This is a genomic window from Streptosporangium sp. NBC_01810 (assembly GCF_035917355.1).
Lineage (GTDB): Bacteria > Actinomycetota > Actinomycetes > Streptosporangiales > Streptosporangiaceae > Streptosporangium.
The window spans coordinates 464,831-483,435 of the sequence record NZ_CP109070.1 but is presented as its reverse complement, the minus strand read 5'-3'; the positions used below and the strand labels follow the sequence as shown (position 1 = coordinate 483,435).

At 67.8% G+C, this 18,605-nt stretch carries 17 protein-coding genes; 14 read left to right on the top strand and 3 right to left on the bottom strand.

Going from position 1 to position 18,605, the window contains the following annotated elements:
* Nucleotides 1-32 precede the first annotated feature (32 nt).
* The 6 genes from OIE13_RS02220 (at nucleotide 33) to OIE13_RS02195 (ending at nucleotide 7,407) form a co-directional block, all read left to right on the top strand.
* Nucleotides 33-1,178, top strand: coding sequence for a damage-control phosphatase ARMT1 family protein (locus OIE13_RS02220; RefSeq protein WP_326643653.1), 1,146 nt, complete (start codon nucleotides 33-35; stop codon nucleotides 1,176-1,178).
* Between the two features lie 303 nt (nucleotides 1,179-1,481).
* Nucleotides 1,482-1,886 carry a VOC family protein gene (locus tag OIE13_RS02215; RefSeq protein WP_326643655.1) on the top strand — a complete coding sequence of 135 codons (405 nt, stop codon included), beginning with the start codon at nucleotides 1,482-1,484 and terminating at the stop codon, nucleotides 1,884-1,886.
* A 255-nt stretch (nucleotides 1,887-2,141) separates the two neighbouring features.
* On the top strand, nucleotides 2,142-2,834 hold the full coding sequence (locus OIE13_RS02210) for a formylglycine-generating enzyme family protein (protein WP_326643657.1): 693 nt from the start codon (nucleotides 2,142-2,144) through the stop codon (nucleotides 2,832-2,834).
* A gap of 349 nt (nucleotides 2,835-3,183) precedes the next feature.
* Nucleotides 3,184-3,603 carry a PPOX class F420-dependent oxidoreductase gene (locus OIE13_RS02205; RefSeq protein ID WP_326643659.1) on the top strand — a complete coding sequence of 140 codons (420 nt, stop codon included), beginning with the start codon at nucleotides 3,184-3,186 and terminating at the stop codon, nucleotides 3,601-3,603.
* Between the two features lie 281 nt (nucleotides 3,604-3,884).
* On the top strand, nucleotides 3,885-5,030 hold the full coding sequence (locus OIE13_RS02200; protein ID WP_326829459.1) for a hypothetical protein: 1,146 nt from the start codon (nucleotides 3,885-3,887) through the stop codon (nucleotides 5,028-5,030).
* A gap of 238 nt (nucleotides 5,031-5,268) precedes the next feature.
* On the top strand, nucleotides 5,269-7,407 hold the full coding sequence (locus OIE13_RS02195) for a hypothetical protein (RefSeq protein WP_326643662.1): 2,139 nt from the start codon (nucleotides 5,269-5,271) through the stop codon (nucleotides 7,405-7,407).
* Between the two features lie 208 nt (nucleotides 7,408-7,615).
* On the opposite strand, the gene OIE13_RS02190 is transcribed toward OIE13_RS02195, so the two are convergent.
* Nucleotides 7,616-8,008 (bottom strand): VOC family protein, encoded by a 393-nt coding sequence (locus tag OIE13_RS02190; RefSeq protein ID WP_326643664.1) that lies wholly within the window; start codon nucleotides 8,006-8,008, stop codon nucleotides 7,616-7,618.
* A gap of 84 nt (nucleotides 8,009-8,092) precedes the next feature.
* Here OIE13_RS02190 and OIE13_RS02185 point away from each other — a divergent pair, with 84 nt between their 5' ends.
* From OIE13_RS02185 to OIE13_RS02175, 3 genes are all read left to right on the top strand, one after another.
* Nucleotides 8,093-8,719 carry a TetR/AcrR family transcriptional regulator gene (locus OIE13_RS02185; RefSeq protein ID WP_326643666.1) on the top strand — a complete coding sequence of 209 codons (627 nt, stop codon included), beginning with the start codon at nucleotides 8,093-8,095 and terminating at the stop codon, nucleotides 8,717-8,719.
* Between the two features lie 259 nt (nucleotides 8,720-8,978).
* Entirely contained in the window at nucleotides 8,979-9,866 is an 888-nt protein-coding gene (locus tag OIE13_RS02180; RefSeq protein WP_326643668.1) for a DUF692 domain-containing protein, read from the top strand.
* Complete coding sequence (locus OIE13_RS02175; protein WP_326643671.1) at nucleotides 9,866-10,780, top strand: hypothetical protein; 915 nt, start codon at nucleotides 9,866-9,868, stop codon at nucleotides 10,778-10,780. Before OIE13_RS02180 ends, OIE13_RS02175 begins: the two co-directional genes overlap by 1 nt.
* Nucleotides 10,781-11,342: 562 nt before the next feature.
* Here OIE13_RS02175 and OIE13_RS02170 read toward each other — a convergent pair.
* Nucleotides 11,343-11,531, bottom strand: coding sequence for a hypothetical protein (locus OIE13_RS02170; protein ID WP_326643673.1), 189 nt, complete (start codon nucleotides 11,529-11,531; stop codon nucleotides 11,343-11,345).
* Between the two features lie 457 nt (nucleotides 11,532-11,988).
* Here OIE13_RS02170 and OIE13_RS02165 point away from each other — a divergent pair, with 457 nt between their 5' ends.
* Nucleotides 11,989-12,330, top strand: a complete 342-nt coding sequence (locus OIE13_RS02165; protein ID WP_326643675.1) for a hypothetical protein — start codon at nucleotides 11,989-11,991, stop codon at nucleotides 12,328-12,330.
* Nucleotides 12,331-12,759: 429 nt separating this feature from the next.
* Here the strand turns inward: OIE13_RS02165 and OIE13_RS02160 are convergent, their stop codons facing one another.
* Nucleotides 12,760-12,894, bottom strand: a complete 135-nt coding sequence (locus OIE13_RS02160) for a hypothetical protein (protein WP_326643676.1) — start codon at nucleotides 12,892-12,894, stop codon at nucleotides 12,760-12,762.
* A 406-nt stretch (nucleotides 12,895-13,300) separates the two neighbouring features.
* On the opposite strand from OIE13_RS02160, the gene OIE13_RS02155 reads away from it, so the two are divergent.
* The 4 genes from OIE13_RS02155 (at nucleotide 13,301) to OIE13_RS02140 (ending at nucleotide 18,564) form a co-directional block, all read left to right on the top strand.
* Nucleotides 13,301-14,068 carry a DeoR/GlpR family DNA-binding transcription regulator gene (locus tag OIE13_RS02155; RefSeq protein ID WP_326643677.1) on the top strand — a complete coding sequence of 256 codons (768 nt, stop codon included), beginning with the start codon at nucleotides 13,301-13,303 and terminating at the stop codon, nucleotides 14,066-14,068.
* 103 nt (nucleotides 14,069-14,171) lie between these two features.
* Nucleotides 14,172-15,719 (top strand): amino acid permease, encoded by a 1,548-nt coding sequence (locus OIE13_RS02150; RefSeq protein WP_326643679.1) that lies wholly within the window; start codon nucleotides 14,172-14,174, stop codon nucleotides 15,717-15,719.
* A complete protein-coding gene (locus OIE13_RS02145) occupies nucleotides 15,716-17,149 on the top strand; it encodes an FGGY family carbohydrate kinase (RefSeq protein ID WP_326643681.1) in 1,434 nt (477 codons plus the stop codon). The genes OIE13_RS02150 and OIE13_RS02145 overlap by 4 nt, the downstream gene beginning before the upstream one ends.
* Entirely contained in the window at nucleotides 17,146-18,564 is a 1,419-nt protein-coding gene (locus tag OIE13_RS02140) for an NAD(P)/FAD-dependent oxidoreductase (protein WP_326643683.1), read from the top strand. The genes OIE13_RS02145 and OIE13_RS02140 overlap by 4 nt, the downstream gene beginning before the upstream one ends.
* The last annotated feature ends 41 nt before the right edge of the window (nucleotides 18,565-18,605 follow it).

The window sequence follows — 18,605 nt, the reverse complement described above, 5'->3', positions numbered from 1 at the left end:
GATACCCGCCGACGAGGAGCGAGAGAACTTCGGTGAATGAAGAGCTACCGCCCGAGTTGCTGAACAGCGATCCGGAGGGCTACGCCTGGCAGGTCTGGCACGATCGTACTCCGAAGCTGGTAGCGAAGATCAAGGACACGAATTCGTACGGGTCCGAGCAGCGTGACGCCCTCGACGCGTTGCTCACCGAGATCTTCTCCGGGGTGATGGAGCCGCTCGGCGCGCGGGCCCATGATCGGAAGGTGTGGGCGGTCTGGGGTGCCGACCACTTCGGAAAACCATGGTTGGAAGCCCCTTTCCTCTGGTCGGAGTCGTACTTCTACCGGCGGGTGCTTGAGGCGGTCGGATTCTTCGAGCCGGGACCGTGGCAAGGAGTGGATCCGTTCGCCCCTCTCAAGCGTGCCGAGCCGGCATCCCTCGACGACCTTGAGCGGCCGGCGGCCGGCGCGTCCGGTCGGGCAAAGCTGCTGGCCGCGCTCTGGGGCAACCGCGCCGACCTGAGTTTCAAAATGGGCACCCTCGCCGAATCATCGAGTGCCGAGCTGGTCTGCGACGACAGCGCGAAGGTGTGGAACGCGCTCTCTCCCGGGGCCGAGGTCGTGGTGGTGGCCGACAACAGCGGGCGCGAACTGCTCGCGGATCTGATTCTCATCGACCACCTCCTGGAACACGGGCACGCCTCCTCGGTCGCTCTCCATCTGAAGCCGTACCCCTACTACGTCTCCGACGCGACCACCGCCGACCTCGCCGACACGCTGGCCCGCCTGGCCGAAACAGACGGCGCGTCCTTCCACCGACTCCGGAAGGCGACCGCGGACGGGAGACTCTCGCCCTACGTCCACGACTTCTACTGCGCGCCCTGGTCCTTCCGTCGTCTCCCCACCGACCTCGCGGTTCTGTTCGAGCGGGCGTCACTGACCATCATGAAGGGCGATCTCAACTACCGGCGGCTGGTGGGCGACCGGTCATGGCCGCCCACCACCCCGTTCGCCGACACGGTCGCGTACTTTCCCGGCCCGGTCGCCGCGCTCCGCACCCTCAAATCCGACGTGGCCGTCGGCATCCCCCCGGCAACCCTGAAAAACCTCGACGCGGACACCCCGGACTGGCGCGTCACCGGCGGCTACGGGCTCCTCCAGGCCGACCTCCGGGAAAGGGTGCCTGGGAGCGGTTCCTGACGTTGTTCTCGACCCGGTCCTCGACATTCCCGCCGTCCATCGTCACGGCCCTGAGCAGTTCCTGATGGCCTCGACAGATGTCGTTGTACTGCGCCTCGTCACCCCGGTCCGCCGGGCGGGCATCGACGGCACACGAGAGGTCCCCGAGCACCCACCGATCCTTACCCAACCTGAGCCGTCAGACTTATCAGCCACGGCGAGTGATCTTCGCGCTCCGGCGTCTCATCCCGATCACATGGATTTGTCGGGGGCAGCTGATAGACGTGCGTTGGAAGTCATCCCGTCGCCGAGAGGAAACGCACTGTGAACTGGACCCTGGAAGTGGTGGTCGTGCCGGTCTCCGACGTGGACCGCGCCAAGGCCTTCTACGCCGAGCGACTCGGCTTCACCGTGGACCACGACACCAAGGTCGGCGACGACGTTCACGTCGTCCAGCTGACCCCTCCGGGCTCTGGCTGCTCGATCGTGGTGGGGAAGGGGCTCACGGACATGGCGCCGGGCTCGCTCCGAGGGCTGCAACTGGTCGTCTCGGATCTCCACGCGGCGCGTGCCCAGCTCGTCGAGCGAGGGGTGGAGGTCAGCGAGATCCAGGTCCTTGGCAAGAGCCCGAATCCCGAACCTGACCCCCTGGACAACGTCGGATTCGTCTTCTTCAACGACCCGGACGGCAACAGCTGGGCCGTACAGCAGATATCCGCCCGAGGCTAGGAGATCCCGTCGGAATCCCCAGGCGTGCCGAGTCCGCCCGGACATCGACGGCCCGGCACCGGGCAGCCCTCTTCTACGGCGGTCCGGCCTGGAAGGCGAACCGGGATCGGGCCAACGCGACGATGATCGACTCCGATGACATGCTGCTGTTGCGCGCGAGACCCGCGGGGCTGCCCGTCCTCCCCTGGTAGCGTTCGCGAACAGGTGTGTCCGCATGTCGTTCACACGGACCAGCCGGGTGGAACAGGACCTACGATGAGCCCCGAGTCGACGCCGCGCCAGGCGATCGCCGAGCACATGATCGAGATTCCCGCCGGGAGCATCTTCCTGCGGGACGAGGGCACGAAGGCGATCTGGAAGGTCGAGGTCGGCGCCTTTGAGCTGGCGCCGTATCCGGTGACCCGCGAGCTGTACCGCACCGTTCGAGGTGAGGTGCCCGCGAGTTCGGCGGGGCCGCGGACGCCGGTGACCGAGGTCTCCTGGATGGATGCCGTCCGGTTCTGCAACCTGCTCTCTCAGGCGACGGGGCTCGGCCCCTGCTACTTGATGGGTGACAACCCCGACGGTCAGGACGTGGTCTGCGACCGGGAAGCCGACGGCTATCGCCTCCCGTCCGAGGCGGAGTGGGAGTACGCGTGCCGGGCCGGGACCTCCGGCGTGCGCTACGGGGAGCTGGACAAGATCGCCTGGCACCGCGGGAACTCCGGCGGCGAGGTGCACGACGTCGCGACCAGGGCGCCGAACGCGTGGGGCCTGTACGACATGATCGGCAACGTGTGGGAGTGGTGCTGGGACGTCTACGATCCCGAGGTCTACGGCCCGTACCGGGTGTTCCGGGGCGGAGGTCTGTACGATCACCCCCGGGGATGCCGAGCGTCGTGCCGCCGCAAGAGTCACCCGACCTTCCGCATCGACGACCTGGGGTTCCGGCTCGCCCGATCGCGGTGAGTGGGCGCCCCTCTCGCCGTCCATATCCTGAGGACAGGGCTTGCCCTTTGTGACGCCGCAGCGGCTTAACGAGAAGCCGCTGCCTTCGGGGAGCGGAGGAGTCACGAAGGACAGGTATTGCCCTTGATGAGCCCCAAACCGGCCTTGGTCCGGGAAAAGTGCCAAGGTCGAGGGTTTGCGGCTCAACCTGAGATGGGCACTCTCACTCCTGCGGCCGGTTGTGCGGGGCCGGGGATTCCGGCCTCGACAGGCGTTCCCTCGGCGCTCCACCACGGGACGGACCGCGTACGGAAGGTAGCGTAACCGTCACCGTCCGGGACGTGAGACGCCGACGCGAAGAGGAGAGATCATGTCGAACCCGCCGCTTCCCGAGGAAGCAGTCGCCATGCTGAAGAGGCCGAATCCGGCCGTCATCACAACGCTCCAGCCCGACGGCCGGCCGGTGTCCACCGCCACCTGGTATCTCTGGGACGACGGCCGGATCCTGGTCAACATGGACGAGGGCCGCAAGCGGCTGAATCACCTGCGCGACGACCCCCGGGTCGCCCTCACCGTGCTCGAAGAGGACAACTGGTACACCCACGTCAGCATCATCGGGCACGTCGCCGACATACGCGACGACAAGGATCTGACCGACATCGACCGGCTGGCCCAGCAGTACCTCGGGAAGAAGTATCCGCAGCGGGACCGCGGCCGGGTCAGCGCCTGGATCGAGATCGACCACTGGCACGGCTGGGGCAAGCACAAGGACAGCAGCCAGCCCGGCTGACACCCACAATCGACCCGGAGTTCGGCGACACCCCCTGGTCCGGAGGTCCCGCTGCCGGATCCGGCCGGAACCGCGGAGGGAAACGGCCGGAGCCTGACCCGCCAAGCTCCGGCGGCCACCACGACCTTCACCATCGGCGCCGTCACCCCGGATATCGCACCGTTTTGTCCAGGAAACCGCCCCCCGGAGGGGCGGCAAACTCCGGCCGGCTGCTCCAAAGAATTTTTTCGCGGCACATCCGACAGGGTAATTTTCTTCTGTGAGTGATCCATAATATCGCCATGAACACGCGTTTTGCCATTTGGGCGGCAGTAGCGGGTGTGACCTCCGTAGCGATCACCATCTATGTGCACGTCGGCTTGGAGGCCGCGGACAAGATATCCAGTTCGGCCGGTCTGGTGGTCGCATTGCTCGCAGCCGCCCTTACATTTGATCAGGTCGCCGCACAAAGGAAAAAAGGGGTGGTAGTAAACCCTGAGGCGCCGACGATTCCGGAGGCGAGAAGATTCATTGAGGACCTGCGCCGACTGCGCGGGAACTCCTCATTCAAAGAGGTCGGCGCACATATGGGGCGTCATGGCAGCTTTCTGGCGCGACGCCTCGTTCCAACCGGGCCGTTGCCCTCTCTGGAATTCGTCAAGGCCTACACCACGGCGTGTGGGGCCGACCCTGTTCCCTGGGTGGACCGCTGGTCGGCGCTGGCTCGGGCCACCATGGCAGCGGCGCCGTCCAGACGGAAAAAGTCCGTGCACGCCGTGGCGAGAATCGTCGTGCTGGCCGCGGTGGTGATCGCCGGGGTCTGGGTGACAGAAAAAGTCTTGTCGACCCCTACGGGTCCCGTCCCCTCCCTGGTCATCCCCACCTCGTCTCCGGCGGCCAGTCCGTCGCCGGTAACCTCTGGACACGGTTTCCCCATAACGATCGAGAGCATGACCATGCGCATCTTCTCGGGGGACTGGACCCAGACGGTCAGTGGCAATATCGAGATCTGGTCGAACCTCACCTGTCCGTCCGGTGTCACGACTTACTGGATGGCCCTGCGTCCGATCGGCACCGTCGCGCAGTTCACCTGCAACTCCTGGCAGCATCACAAATGGGTCAACGTCCCCGCGGGGTTCTATCACTTTGAGATCTGGAAGCAGCGTGACGGCCAGACGGTCATGGGAACGGCGCTCGTGCACACCAGCACGCCCATCACCTTTCATCCCAAATTAAATCCGCCGGTGTCGAAGCCCCCGGCGGGGACTTTACCGGGATCCGCCGATCCTCCCCGGACCAGCATCCTCGGCAGCCGGTCGGCGAGGAACTCCCCCGTGCCCAGCAGAAGGCTCGCGCCGGATCCGCTCCACCACTGCTCGCATCGCCTCGCGATCGAGGTCTGCCACAACGCCCCTTCCGCCGGTATCCGGACTGGCGACGTCCGATGAGGGGGCGGCGGCCGGGTCTTTGACAGCCGGAGATTCCACGTCACCAAAGCACCAAATATCACCTCATTCAGCACCGATATTGCGGAACTCCCTCCCAAATCAGTGTTCATGCCGCACTATGCGCACCTGCGGGAACCCTCGGGGCCTCGCTGACATCCAACTCGTGCGCGACTGACGTCCGCTCACCGGACGCGAGCCGTACATCCCCGATGTTGATGACATATGAGGTGTTGTGATCATGACGTCGAACGTGACGCGGTTATATCAGGCGGTGCTACGCGACCCCACACCTCCGATCTCCATCCGGCTGCGCCGTACCTTCTCGGGCTGGGTCGTACGGAAGGGGTTCCCGGCCCCGGGCGCCGCGGCGCCGAAGGTAGAGGCGGAGGTGGGCGGAGCCCGGCTCGTGATGGAGCGGCGTGGCGACTGCGGCCGCTACACGCTGGACGAGCCGTGGGGGGAGGCACGTCTGCGGACCCGGGTGACCTACGCCGAATCGGTGCCGGGCATGACCGGATGGGTCGTCGTCACCGTGGACCAGCATGGAGAGCCCGAACATGCCGGGACCACCGGGCAGGGATCGAGGGCGGGAAGACGGAAAGGCCGGGAAGCGGAGCCGCAGCAGGAACCGGCGGTGGTGAAAGCACCCGGTTTCCTCCCGGCGTACCTGAGCACCTCGCGGATCAGCGACGGCGGCGTCCAGGTGGAGGGCGGCCCGGTGCTCCTCCACGAGGATGACGTGCGGCGCTTCGTCCACGTGATGACCGAACCCCGCCGCCGGGTGCCGGTCCTGGTCGTCTCCACGAACCCCCGCGATCCCGAGGCGGCGCGGGAGCGCGCCGGTCGACTGGCCGACGGCGTCGCAGGGGTCGGCCTGGTCGTACGGCTGGCCGACCTGAGCGCCCAGGACCGGTTCAACGAGGCGATGGGCCCGGAGCTGGGCGTGTTCGGCGGAGCGATCCGCACCTACTTCACCCCTTTCGATCCTGCCGGGGAGCGCTACCCCCGTCGGCACCTGCCCATGGGCGACGCCAAGATCCGCAGCTGGGGCGCCGCCGCCCTGGATCGGATCGTCGACGGGGCGATCGGCGAGACCGCCCATCGTGAGCTCCCCGAAGACGTGCGGCGGACGCTCAGTGCCGTCTACCGCGTGCTCGCCGGACGGGCCGAGCTGGGCGAGATCGCCGCCGCCGCGTCCCGGCCCTCGAAGACCGATGCCGCCCGCGAGGACCTGCTGCGGCGGATGATGGCCAAGACCCGGCCCACGGCCTCCCCGGTCGCCAAGCCCTCCGAGGACACCGGGGAGACCGAGGGCAACGCCGAGGTCGCCGAGGTCGCCGCCGGGAAGGACACGGAGACCGGGGAGACGGTCGCCGTGGAAGCCGGGCCGACCTCCGGCGTGGCGGAGATCGCCCAGAGTGTCGCGGACCTGGTGGTCAAGGAACTGCGCGGGGAGTTGGAGACGGCCCTGGGACTCGCCACGTCGTCCCAGGCCTCGGGCGACTCCGGCCGGGTGCTCCGCGAGGTCCGCACGCTCGGCCCGCACCTTTCCGGCCTGCGCGACATCGTCTTCGAGCTGCGTGACGCCGTCGCGGAACGACACGATGCCGTACTTCCCACCGGGCTCCCCGCCGAACCTCACTCCGAACCTCCCCCCAGACCTCACGCCAAGCCTCCCGCCAGGACGGAGGACGCGAGCGACCGGCTTGCCGCCGAGATCAGGAAGCTTCGCGACGAGCACCTACTGCTCAGCGGGGAGTACGCCGAGGCCGTCACGAACGCCAGGAAGCTCGCCGAGCGGGTCCGCTGGCTGGAGCGCAGGCTCGCCGAGGCGGGCCAGCCGGTGTACGGGGTGACCGGGGACGAACCCGTGTTCGAACCCGGCGGCCTGATCGAGGTCCTGGCCGAGGCCCGCGAGAGCCTGCGTCACATCGGCGTCGGCGACATCGACGACGCCGCCGCCCGGCTGGACCTGGAGCATCACGTCCAGTGCCGTACCTGGGCGGCGAAGGCGTGGGACGCGCTGCGCGCCCTGGACGACTTCGCGGGGGCGCGCTCCCGCCGGGAGTTCGCCGGCGGTTTCTACGACTGGTGCACCAACGGCTCCCCCACTCGCCTCACCATCCCCACCGGGATGCTGTCCATGCGCGAGTCCAAGAGCGTGGTCAGCCGCGCCAAGTTCAGCGCCCCCCGCGTCTTCGCCGTACCACCCGAGGTGCATCCGAGCGGGCAGATGCTGATGGAGTCCCACATCAAGCTCCGGCCCGTCGGATACCCCGCGCCCCGGCTGTACTTCCACGACGACTCAGCCGGCACCACCGGCAAGGTCTGGATCGGCTACCTGGGTGAGCACCTCCCCAACACCCGCACCAACTGACGCCGGGAAGCACCCCGCCCTATTTCGAGATCCGGGGCAGCGTGGCGGTCATGAGGGAAACGACGGCGGTAGGCCGGCGGCCGAGCCCGGTCTGCCGCCGGCCGATTTCCTGGCTGTGCCGTCCCAGAGCCCGCACCCGCGCCACCAGTTCGGTGTAGTCGAACCGGCGGACCCGCGCCGTCCTGGCCGCCGGTGGTCAGAGGTGGGTTCACCCGCGTTTCTGCAGGGTGTAGAGGCGGATCTCGATGCCGTCGGGGTCGGTCACCCCGCTGATCAGCCATCCGATGCTGGCCTCGGCGATTCCGGAGTGGGCCGCGCCGGCGGCGTCGAGGTGATCCGACCACTCCACCAGCGCGTCGTAGGTCGGTACGCCGAGCGCGACGGGGTCGAACCCCCGCAGCTCCCCTGCCAGCCTGGGCTCCTCGCGCAACGCCAGCATGAGGGTACCGTCCCGGTCGCGCAGTGCCACACCGCGCAGCACGCCCGCCTCGACGAACTCGATCGCCACCTCAAGGCCGAGCACCCGCCCGTACCACTCGATGCTCTTGCGCACGTCCGAGACCGGCAGTTTGACGTGATGGAATCCGCCCAGGGCCGTCATCGGTCACCCCTTCCCGGCCGGCGAGGGGCGTCGGCGCGGATCTGAAGTTATTAAAGTTATACTTTAAAGTGTTACTATAGTTTGGTGTCAGACGTCAACGGCCGGAACCGAAGATCCGCGCAGACCAGGCTCCGCATCGTCGAAGCCGCGCACCGGCTGTTCGTCACCCACGGCTACACCGGGACGACCTTCCAGGAGATCGCCGACGCCGCCGGGGTGTCGGCCCCGACCGTCTACTTCCACTACGGCAACAAGGGCTGTCTCCTCAAGCACGTCGTCGACGTCGCCTCCATGGGTGACGACGAGCCCGTCCCGCTTCTCGAACGGCCCCGGTTCGTCGCGCTGAAGGCCGCACCGGACCCGGCGACGGCCATCCGGCGGTGGGTTCACGAGTCCGGCGTCATCCTCGGCCGGGTCGCCCCCGTCCTGGCGGTGGTGCGCGACGCGGCGGCGAGCGATGCCGACATGGCCGCCCAGTGTGCCCAGAACAGCGAGGAGCGGCGCACCGCCCACAGCACGTTCGTCGCCGTCCTCGCCGGGCTGACCGCGCTGAGACCTGGACTGACCCGGCGCCGGGCCACCGACATCACCGTCGCCCTGCTCTCACCGGACCTGTTCCTCGTCATGACCCGCGAATGCGCGTGGACCACGAAGCACTGGGAGAGCTGGGTCACGGATCAGCTCGCCCACGCCCTGCTCCCGGATCCCTGACCTGCGGCATCTTCCAGACGCCGAGCCGCGGTCACCGGCCATCGTCCGCGGCGACGAACACCGAGGGGCTCCCTGACCCGTATATCCAAGACACTTCGAAAATTGAATCTTCGCAGACGCTAAGAACTCATCATCAAGACTTTCCATATTTCGGTGTATATCAGCTTTTATCAGCCTAATTCAGTATTTGCCCATCTCGGGAGTGTGGCGGGAACGGGCTCGGGCATCATTCAAAAGGACTGGCAACCAGGATCCCTAGATGGCGACACACGCCGAATCTTGGGGGTGCACGGTGTTCGAACTGCGCGAGTTGGGCTCAGGCCTGGGTTACCGGACCGAGCTCGCAGACATGATCGACCAGCATGCCGACCGGATCGACTGGCTAGAAGTGATCACTGAGCACTTCCTGTTCGCCCCTACTGACAAGCGGGAACGGTTGCACGCGCTGGCCGCCCGATTCCCGATCGTGCCGCACGGGGTTGAAATGTCCATCGGCTCGGGCTGTGAAGTCGATGGAGACTACCTTGAGGCACTGGCGGCTCTGGTGGCCGAGATCGATGCGCCGTGGTTCAGCGACCATCTGTGTTTCACCCGGACGGATCAGGTCGCGCTGGGGGTGCTCGCGCCGCTGCCCCGCACCCGGGAGACGGCGCGCCTGCTGGGACGCAGGGCGCAGAAAGTGCAGGACGCGGTGGGGGCACCGTTCCTGCTGGAGAACATCACCTACTACGTGAATCTGGCCGGCCCGCTCAGCGAGGCGCAGTTCATCGCCGAGGTGATGGAGAACTGCGAGTGTCACCTGTTGCTGGACCTGACCAATCTCGACATCAACGCCCGCAATCACGATTTTGATCCGCTGGAGTTCCTCGACACCATCCCGGTGGAGCGGGTGGCGCAGGTGCACCTGGCGGGCGGTGAGGACGGGGACGATAGGGAGTTGTCCCTCGACACCCATGGTGAACCGGTACCACCCCGCGTGTGGGACCTGCTGGCCGAACTGGTGGGCCGCACCACCGTTCAGGCCACCCTGGTGGAACGCGACCGGAACTTCCCGGATGATCCGTACGAGCTGCTGGTGGAGATCGACCAGGCCCGTACCCTCCTACGACGTTCGCCTGCCGGCCCGTCCATGACCGGGAGCACCTGATGGGCCTACAGGAGGCCTTGGCCGCGGTGCTGACCTGCGAGGCCGAACTGGCGACGTTGCGTGAGGATCCCGCGCGGCTGCAGCACCGCTACGGGTTGAGCGATGCCGAGCTGGCCATGTTGGCCGGCGCTCCACCCGCGGGATTCCGTGTCACCGCTGAGAGCGTCCGCAGCAAGCTGGTGCAGAAGGTGACAGCCTGTCTGCCCGTCACCGTCGCCGAGCTGAAGGCCCATTACCCGGAGCTGTTGGAGGGGTTCGCCTCCGCCACCGTTCGCCGACCGCAACCGGGCGAGGGGTTGACGGGCTCCGGGGAGCCCGAGCGACTGGTGGCGTGGATCGACGGCCGCGCGTCGGCGCCCTTGGTCGACTTCGCCCGCTACGAACTGCTGTGCGGACAGCTCGCACGTGACCGGCAGGCGACCCAGGCGGCCCAAGCGGCTCAGGCGACCCAGGCACCCCAAATGCCCCAGGCAGCCCATACGGCCCAAGCAGCCCAAGCAGCCCAAGTGGCCAGAAAACCGACCGCCGCCGTTCCGGATGACCTCGAACCGGTCCTCGAACCGGTCCTCGCTCCGGACGGGGCCGTCGGTGAGGGCACACCGGCAGGTGGGGTGCTCAGCATCTCCCCCACCGTCCGGGTCGCGTTCTTCGATCACGACGTCACCGCCGAGGTGCCGCCCGCGCGACTACCCGCCCGGCACACGTCGATCCTGCTGCAACGCCAGTGGGGTGAGCCGGCCGTACGGGTCTACCGGATCAACGACGCCACCGCCGCCCTGCTGGACCACTGCGACGGCACCCGGAACGTCACGGAGGTGATCGCAGCGGTCGGCGTCGGTTCTGACCAGGTCACCGGCATGCTCACCAGGTTTGTCACCGAGGGCGTGGTCTGCGTCGCCGCTGACCGTTACTGAGGGAAGGCCCGGCCACGACTCCCCGAGGGCCATCCCCATCAGGCTCCGCGCCGACCTCACAGAGGTCACCTGAAACAGCGCGGAAATCGACCCGGCGACGGGTCGGCGATCTGTGACCTGCCCACGGCGGGACACACTTTGAAAGGAAGCCCATGAGCACAAACACACCGGTCGATACCACCACCGATCAAACGACCTCGCCAACGTTCGTGTTCGAGCCCATCGTCGATCTCACCTCCGCCCAGGCACCAGACCACTGCGGTGGGAGCACCTGTAGTCGATGCGGTCATTAGCCAGAGTCACGGCAACAGCTAGAAGAGGAGTGGGGCTTCGACAACCCCACTCCTTTCACCCGCCATCCCCGATCACCACATGATTGATGACCTAACGGGATGTACCTAATGGGATGTCAGGTGAAGACGGGAGACGTGTTCCACGAGGACGGCCGCCCCTTCGTCGTGGAAATGTGCTTCCACTACCACCGGGGTTTCCACCCCTGCGGTCGCTACCTGTGACCTGCTCCCGGAACCCTGGAGAGGGCTCCGGGGTATCCGGCATCTCCTCAGTCCACCTGCTCCGGTGCGAAGTGTTCACGTAGCAGGGCGATCTTCCCGTCGCGAAGGCGGAAGATCTGTACCAGCGACATGGTCGTCGCTCCTCCTGGCACGTCGAAGGCGGTATCGATCTCGGCGATGAACACATCCGGGTCAGCGGTGGTGTGCAGCACGTACCGGTACCTGTCCGCGTTCACCTTGCGGTCGCTATCCACCGATCGCGCATAGTACGCGGCCATTCCATCGCGTATCTTCTCGCGCCCCTCCAGGCGCCTCGGAAAGACGCGGCCGGGCGCCGAGGGCTCCGCCCCCCGGACCGGCGGCGGCCCAGCGCGATCTCGTACCACGATCATCGACATCACCACTCGGCCTCAGGCCGAGCCCCCCCCTGGACAAGCAGTCCGTACCGGTGCCCGGCGCCGCCCGTGTCAAGCGAGTGCCCATGGCCTTTTCGCTCTTTCGGAAAAGTCGACAGGTTCCCAAAAATAATCGGAACAAACAAATCCGGAGGTTAAATTGGCTTTGCCGGAGTCTGCCGCAAGAACAAGAAAGCAAGCAATTAGATCCTTTGCGCCAAAGGATTCGCCTTATATCGTGCCTGTTGCCCATGGCCGCCAAGTGATCCATGCTCGCGGCCATTCAGAGGAGGAACCCATGTACGGCAAGCGACAACTTATGGTGCTCGGTCCGGCGCTTCTTGCGGCCCTGACCCTCGGACCGGCCTCGATCTCGCACGCCTCGGCCACGCCGGATCCCACACCGCCGGCGGCAAGCGCTCAACAGAGCAAGCCAACGACGGACCTGGCCCCACCGGCCAGGGACCCGAGAGGGGGGTACTGGAACGGCTACCGAGACGGCTACCGAGCCGCCGGACAGGACTGTTCTAGGCCGAGGGCCAAAGCGGGCGAGTTGCCCGGCCTCGCACTGAGAATCAGCGACTACGACAGGGGCTGGCTGGACGGCTACGACGACGGCCACGACAGGTTCTGTAGATAAACAGGAACCAAACACACTGAGGTAATCAAGGCGTTCGGCACGTCTCATCGGCCGGACCGGCCGTGAACGAAGAAGCGGAGCTCCAACCCCCGGAAGGGCTTTTGCCCGAAATCGCCCTTCCGGGGGTTGGAGCTCCGCCGGCCGCCCCCTCTGCCGTCGCTCGCGAAGTCACCATGGCCAAACCCTGAGAGACACGCGATGAGGCGGTGCAGAATTCAGGGCCGCCCGTTCGACCAGGCGGAGAGCCTGACGCCCCCCTCAATTGGGTCTCTCTCGCAAAACACCATGAACGGGCAACACCGGCACCGAGATCACACCCCCGCGCGCGGCCGACCTCTGATCCGGCTCTGCCCCGGCCCCGGCTCTGATCCGGCTCTGCCCCGGCCCCGGCTCTGATCCGGCGGGAACGGTGAGGGCTCGCGGGCCCGGTCAGTCCAGGGGATGGCGCACCCAGACGTTGGGTTCGACGTAGACGGCGTAGTCGTGCGCGAGCACGCAGCGCGGCCACCCCGGCCACGATCGTGCCGTGCCGTCCGAACAGGACACCGGCCACGGCCGTGCCATGGGCGGCTTTCGGGCCCGTGACACCTTCGGTCGGCCACGGGCCCGGCACCCGGGTGAGACCGGCTCCCGGCAGGGGGCCGCGCCGCCGCGCGACCCGCACAGTCCGCACGGCTCACACAGTCCGCACGGCTCACACAGCCCGCACGGCTCACACGGCCCGCACGGCCGGAGAGTGGCCGCGATGCCCGCGAATGACCGAGGATGCCCGGGGCGGTCACGGACAGGCAGAGTCACCGGGGCCTTATAGCTCACTTATGTAACCAGGTCAGGGGGGACTCCCTCGGGCTGCCGACAGCGGGATCCCAGCAAAAGTTTCCAACTCGATAGCGCAAAGTATTGACTTGGTAACCACACCAAAGCATAATTCCCGTCATGCATGCACAGAATTCCACAAAAACGGGCAACCATGCTGCCCGCTGAGCGGCATTCGCGCATCGGGGAGGCGCTCCGGACCTCTCGCGTGGTCACCACGGACGACCTCGCTCGCGAGCTCGGCGTGTCAGCGGAGACGATCCGCCGTGACTTCGTACTGCTCGAACGCCAGGGAAAGCTGGCGCGCGTTCACGGAGGCGCGACGATCGCGCTCGGGCAGTCGTCCGGTGAGGAACTCCCCTTCGCCGAACGCGCCGGGACCGCGGCGGAGGCGAAGAGGCGCATCGGCCGCGCCGCGGCCGCGCTCGTGCATCCCGGCCAGACCATCGTGATCGACGTGGGAACCACAGCCGTCCAGGTGGCCCGTGCCCTGCCACTTGACTTCTCCGGGACCGTGGCCACGTGTTCCCTGCTGGTCGCCGCCGAACTCTCCGAGCACCCCGGCATCGAGGTCCTCGTCTGCGGGGGCAGGCTGCGGAGCGGAGACCTCGCGCTCTCGAACTCGGTGGCCCAGGCGTTCTTCGCGGACCTGCACCCGGACATCGCGTTCCTCGGATCGGGCGGCGTCGACGCCGTGGCCGGCCTGACCGACTACTACCTGGACGAGATCGCGGTTCGGAAGATCATCCTCAGGAACGCGACGCGTTCCTACGTGCTCGCCGACTCAGGCAAGTTCGGCCTGGTCGCCCGGCACCGGGTCGCCGAGGTGAGCGAGTTCGCCGGTCTCATCACCGAGGCGGAACCCCCCTCCGGCATCCAGGACACGATCACCCGCAAGGGCGGGGTGATCGTGCTGTCTTGAACGTTCTCGACTGTCGAAGGAGCCGGGCGGCGCGGCAACGCCACCCGGCTCGGACTACCACACCGATGCACCATCTGACAGGAAACACAGGAGTTGTAGGTCCATGACCCAGTATTCACCACCCGCGCCGGGCAATCAGGAGAGCGGCGCAAGTGTTGAGGAATTCGGTTACAAGCAGGCGATGACGCGGGGCACCGGGCGTTTCGCCTCGTTCGCCGTGGCGTTCGCCTTCGTTTCGATCGCCACCGGCATCTTCACCACGTACGGTTCGGTGCTGAACACCTCGGGACCGGCCGGTATCTGGACCTGGCCGATCGTGATCATCGGTCAGCTCGCCGTCGCGTTCATCTTCGGCTCGCTGGCCGCGCGCATCCCGGTGACCGGCTACTCCTACCAGTGGATGTCCCGGCTGGCCAACCCCGTCCTCGGCTGGATCATCGGCTGGGTCTCGTTCTCGTTCCTCGCGGTCGTGGTCGTGGCGGTGGACTACACCATCGCCTCCACCGTGATGCCCGTGCTGCTCGGCTACGAGGGCACCGCGCTGAACGCCTGGGTGATCACCGGCGTGGTCATCATGTGCCAGGCGCTGCTGGTCGGGTTCTCCACGAAGTGGACCGAGCGGGTCAACAACTTCGCCGTGACGGCGGAGCTGATCGGCATGATCGCCCTCGTCCTGCTGCTGCTGATCGTGGGATTCGTCGCCAAGGAAGTCAACTTCGCCAACCTGTTCAGCACCGGCGCCATCCCGTCCGAGGGCTACCTCAGCATTGGCACCCTCACCTCGGCCGGCCCGTGGATGCTGGGCTTCCTGCTCGGCGCGTTCACGATCGTCGGTTTCGAGTCGGCGGCCAACCTCGCCGAGGAGACCAAGGACCCGGCCCGCGTCGTCCCCCGCGCCATGTGGCAGGCGGTTCTCGCCTCCGGTGTGCTCGGCTTCCTGTTCCTGGTCGCCGTCACACTGCTCGCCGGCGACCCGGTCGAGCTGGCCAAGTCGGGAACCCCGGTCGCGGACGTGATCAGCCGGTCGCTCGGCCCGATCGTGGGTACGGGTCTGCTCGTGCTGGTGGTCATCGCGATCTTCGCCTGCGGCATGGTGATCCTGATGACCGGCGTGCGGCTGGTCTGGGCTATGTCCCGCGACCAGCGCTTCCCCGGCTGGCAGGGCCTGCACAAGGTCTCCCCGCGCTTCGGCACCCCGCTGAACGCCACCGTCTTCATGTTCGTCATCGGCGAGCTGATCCTGGCGGTCTTCTCCACCCGGACCGACGCCCTCTTCGGTCTGTTCGCCGCCGCCACCCTGCTGCCGGCGATCATCTACACCGGGACCGTCGTCATGTACGTGGTCAAGCGGAAGTCGCTGCCGCCGAGCAAGGGGTTCGACCTGGGCCGCTGGGAGATCCCGGTGATCGTCGTCGCGCTGATCTGGCTCGCGTTCGAACTGCTGCTCTTCCGTGACGCCTCATTCGTGGAGCCGTGGATCTACGTGCTCATCATGCTCGCCATCGGCGCCGTGTACTTTGCCTACCTCCTTCTCACCAAGGGCACGAAGGGCCTGGTGATGCCGGACATGCACTCCATCGACGCGGAGCTGACCACCGACGCCACGGATGCGGCCAAGGGCAGGCGCACGGAGGGGACCCACCGGCGGTGACCACGGTACTGGCGATAGACCAGGGAACATCCGGCACCAAGGCGATCGTCGTCGACGCCCGCGGTGAGGTGCTCGGCCTCGCCGAGCTCCCGGTCCGCCCCACCTACCTGCCCGCAGGCGGAGTCGAGCAGGACCCCGGGGAACTGCTCGACTCGGTCCTGGCGGCCGGTCGCCAGGCCGTCGCGCGGGCCGGGGTGCGGATCGACGCCGTCACGCTGGCGAACCAGGGCGAGACCGTCCTGGCCTGGGACCCCGTAACGGGTGAGCCCCTATCGGCCGCCATCGTCTGGCAGGATCGCCGCTCGGAGAGCATCTGCGCGGAGCTGGAGGAGTTCAAGGACCGGATCGCCGCGACCACCGGGCTGATCCTGGACCCGTACTTCTCCGCCCCGAAGATGGCCTGGCTACGCCGGAACGTGACGGGTGAAGGGGTGGTCACCACCTCCGACTCCTGGATCATCCACCGTCTGACCGGGGAGTTCGTCACGGACGTCGCCACGGCCAGCCGGTCGCTGGTCACCCGGCTCGACGACGGCGACTGGGATCCGGAGCTGCTGGAGCTGTTCGGGCTCGGCGGGGAGCGCCTGCCGCGCATCGTCTCCTGCGACGAGGTGGTCGGCCACACCTCCGCGTTCGGCGGGCACGTGCCCGTCGGCGGACTCGTGGTCGACCAGCAGGCGGCGCTGCTCGCCGAGAACTGCCTGAACGCCGGAGAGGCGAAGTGCACCTTCGGCACCGGCGCGTTCCTGCTTGCCAACACCGGCACCTCCGCCGCGCGCTCCACCGCCCGCCTGGCCGCCTCGGTCGCCTGGCGGGTCCGGGGGGAGACCTCGTACTGCTTCGACGGCCAGGTCTACACGGCCGCCTCCGCCGTACGGTGGATCCAGGATCTCGGCTTCATCCGTACCGCCGCGGACCTGGACGTGGTCGCGGCGGCGGACGCCGAGGGGGTGCTGTGCGTGCCGGCGCTGGCCGGCCTGGCAGCCCCCTGGTGGCGTCCCGACGCCAAGGCGTCGTTCTCCGGGCTGACCCTCTCCACCGGTTCCGGGCACCTCGTGCTCGCCGTACTGCAGGGGATCGCGGCGCAGGTCGCCGAGCTCGGCGACCTCGTCGCCGCCGACCTCGGGCAGCCGTTGACCCGGCTGCGCGTGGACGGCGGGCTCACCCGGAGCAGGGTCCTCATGCAGGCGGTCGCCGACCTGATGCGGATCCGGATCGACGTCTACCCCTCCCAGCACGCCACCCCGATGGGGGCGGTGGCGCTGGCCCGCACCGCGCTGGACCCGTCGCTCTCCCTCGCGGACGCGGTGGACCCGTGGGAGCCCAGCACGACCTACGAACCCCGATGGTCCGCCGATCAGGCGGCCGACTTCCGCTCCCGGTGGGGAGAGGCGGTCAACGCCGCCCTGACGCGGGAGGGAGCACGGTGAACACCACATTCGATGTGGCGGTGATCGGTGCCGGCATCGTCGGCTCGGCCATCGCCAGGAAGCTGGCCGGGTACGAGCTGAGCGTCGCGCTGCTCGACGCGCGCGACGACGTCGGTGACGGCACGAGCAAGGCGAACACCGCCATCCTGCACACCGGTTTCGACGCCAAACCCGGCACCCTCGAATCCCGGCTGGTGCGCGAGGGCTACCATCTGCTCTCCGAGTACGCGACGCGGACCGGCATTCCGGTCGAGCACACCGGCGCCCTGCTGGTGGCCTGGACGGCCGAGGAGCTCGACGCGCTGCCGGGCCTGCGCCGGAAGGCGGAGCAGAACGGGTACGGCAGGACGGAGATCGTCGGCCCCGAGGAGGTGTACCGGCAACTTCCCCACCTCGGGGAAGGCGTCCTGGGCGGCCTGACCGTTCCCGACGAGTCGATCATCTGCACCTGGACCACCAACCTCGCCCTGGCCGCGGACGCGGTCGGCCGCGGCGTGACGCTGCTGCTGAACCGGGCGGTCACCTCGGTCGAGGACCTCGGCGATCACACGGTGCTGCGCGCTTCCGGCGGGGAGGTGAAGGCCCGCTGGGTGGTCAACGCGGCGGGGCTCGGCGCCGACGTCATCGACCGGCTGTTCGGCCACGACCGTTTCACGGTCACGCCGCGCCGCGGTGAGCTACTGGTCTACGACAAGCTCGCCCGCCCGATGGTCAACAAGATCGTTCTGCCGGTGCCCAGCTCGCGCGGCAAGGGCGTGCTGATCAGCCCCACCGTCTACGGCAACGTGCTGCTCGGTCCCACCGCCGAGGACCTCGTCGACCGCACCGACACCGGGACCTCGGAGAAGGGGCTGGAGTTCCTGCTGGGCAAGGGCGAGAAGCTGATGCCCGACCTGCTGCGCGAGGAGGTCACCGCGACCTACGCCGGTCTGCGCGCGGCGAGCGACCACCCCGACTACCTCATCGAGGCCGACGCCGGACAGCGCTACGTGCTGGTCGGCGGGATCCGCTCGACCGGCCTGACCGCCGGCATCGCCATCGCCGAGCACGTCGCCGAGCTCGCCCGTGGCGCCGGGCTGGTGCTCGTACCACGGGAGAACCTGCCGGAGCCGCCCCGCATGCCCAACCTCGGGGAGGCTTTCACCCGCCCGTACCAGGACGCCGCCCGGATCGCCGCCGACCCCGCCTACGGCCACGTGGTCTGCTTCTGCGAGCGGGTGACCGCCGGCGAGATCCGCGACACCTTCCGGTCGCCGATCCCACCGGCCACCCTGGAAGGGCTGCGCCGCCGCACCCGGGCGATGAACGGACGCTGCCAGGGGTTCTTCTGCGGCGCCGAGGTCAAGAAGCTGCTGGAAAGCAGGGGCGAGAGCGCCTGCGGGCAGAGCCACGCACCGCAGGAGGCCCGCCGATGACGTCCGGCGACAACACCGCGGAAGGCCCGCCGATGACGTCC

Coding starts and splice junctions, on each gene's coding strand:
- OIE13_RS02210 (WP_326643657.1), top strand. CDS start 2,142: ATGAGCCCCGAGTCGACGCCGCGCCAGGCGATCGCCGAGCACATGATC.
- OIE13_RS02205 (WP_326643659.1), top strand. CDS start 3,184: ATGTCGAACCCGCCGCTTCCCGAGGAAGCAGTCGCCATGCTGAAGAGG.
- OIE13_RS02200 (WP_326829459.1), top strand. CDS start 3,885: ATGAACACGCGTTTTGCCATTTGGGCGGCAGTAGCGGGTGTGACCTCC.
- OIE13_RS02195 (WP_326643662.1), top strand. CDS start 5,269: ATGACGTCGAACGTGACGCGGTTATATCAGGCGGTGCTACGCGACCCC.
- OIE13_RS02190 (WP_326643664.1), bottom strand. CDS start 8,008: ATGACGGCCCTGGGCGGATTCCATCACGTCAAACTGCCGGTCTCGGAC.
- OIE13_RS02180 (WP_326643668.1), top strand. CDS start 8,979: ATGGCGACACACGCCGAATCTTGGGGGTGCACGGTGTTCGAACTGCGC.
- OIE13_RS02175 (WP_326643671.1), top strand. CDS start 9,866: ATGGGCCTACAGGAGGCCTTGGCCGCGGTGCTGACCTGCGAGGCCGAA.
- OIE13_RS02165 (WP_326643675.1), top strand. CDS start 11,989: ATGTACGGCAAGCGACAACTTATGGTGCTCGGTCCGGCGCTTCTTGCG.
- OIE13_RS02160 (WP_326643676.1), bottom strand. CDS start 12,894: ATGGCACGGCCGTGGCCGGTGTCCTGTTCGGACGGCACGGCACGATCG.
- OIE13_RS02155 (WP_326643677.1), top strand. CDS start 13,301: ATGCTGCCCGCTGAGCGGCATTCGCGCATCGGGGAGGCGCTCCGGACC.
- OIE13_RS02150 (WP_326643679.1), top strand. CDS start 14,172: ATGACCCAGTATTCACCACCCGCGCCGGGCAATCAGGAGAGCGGCGCA.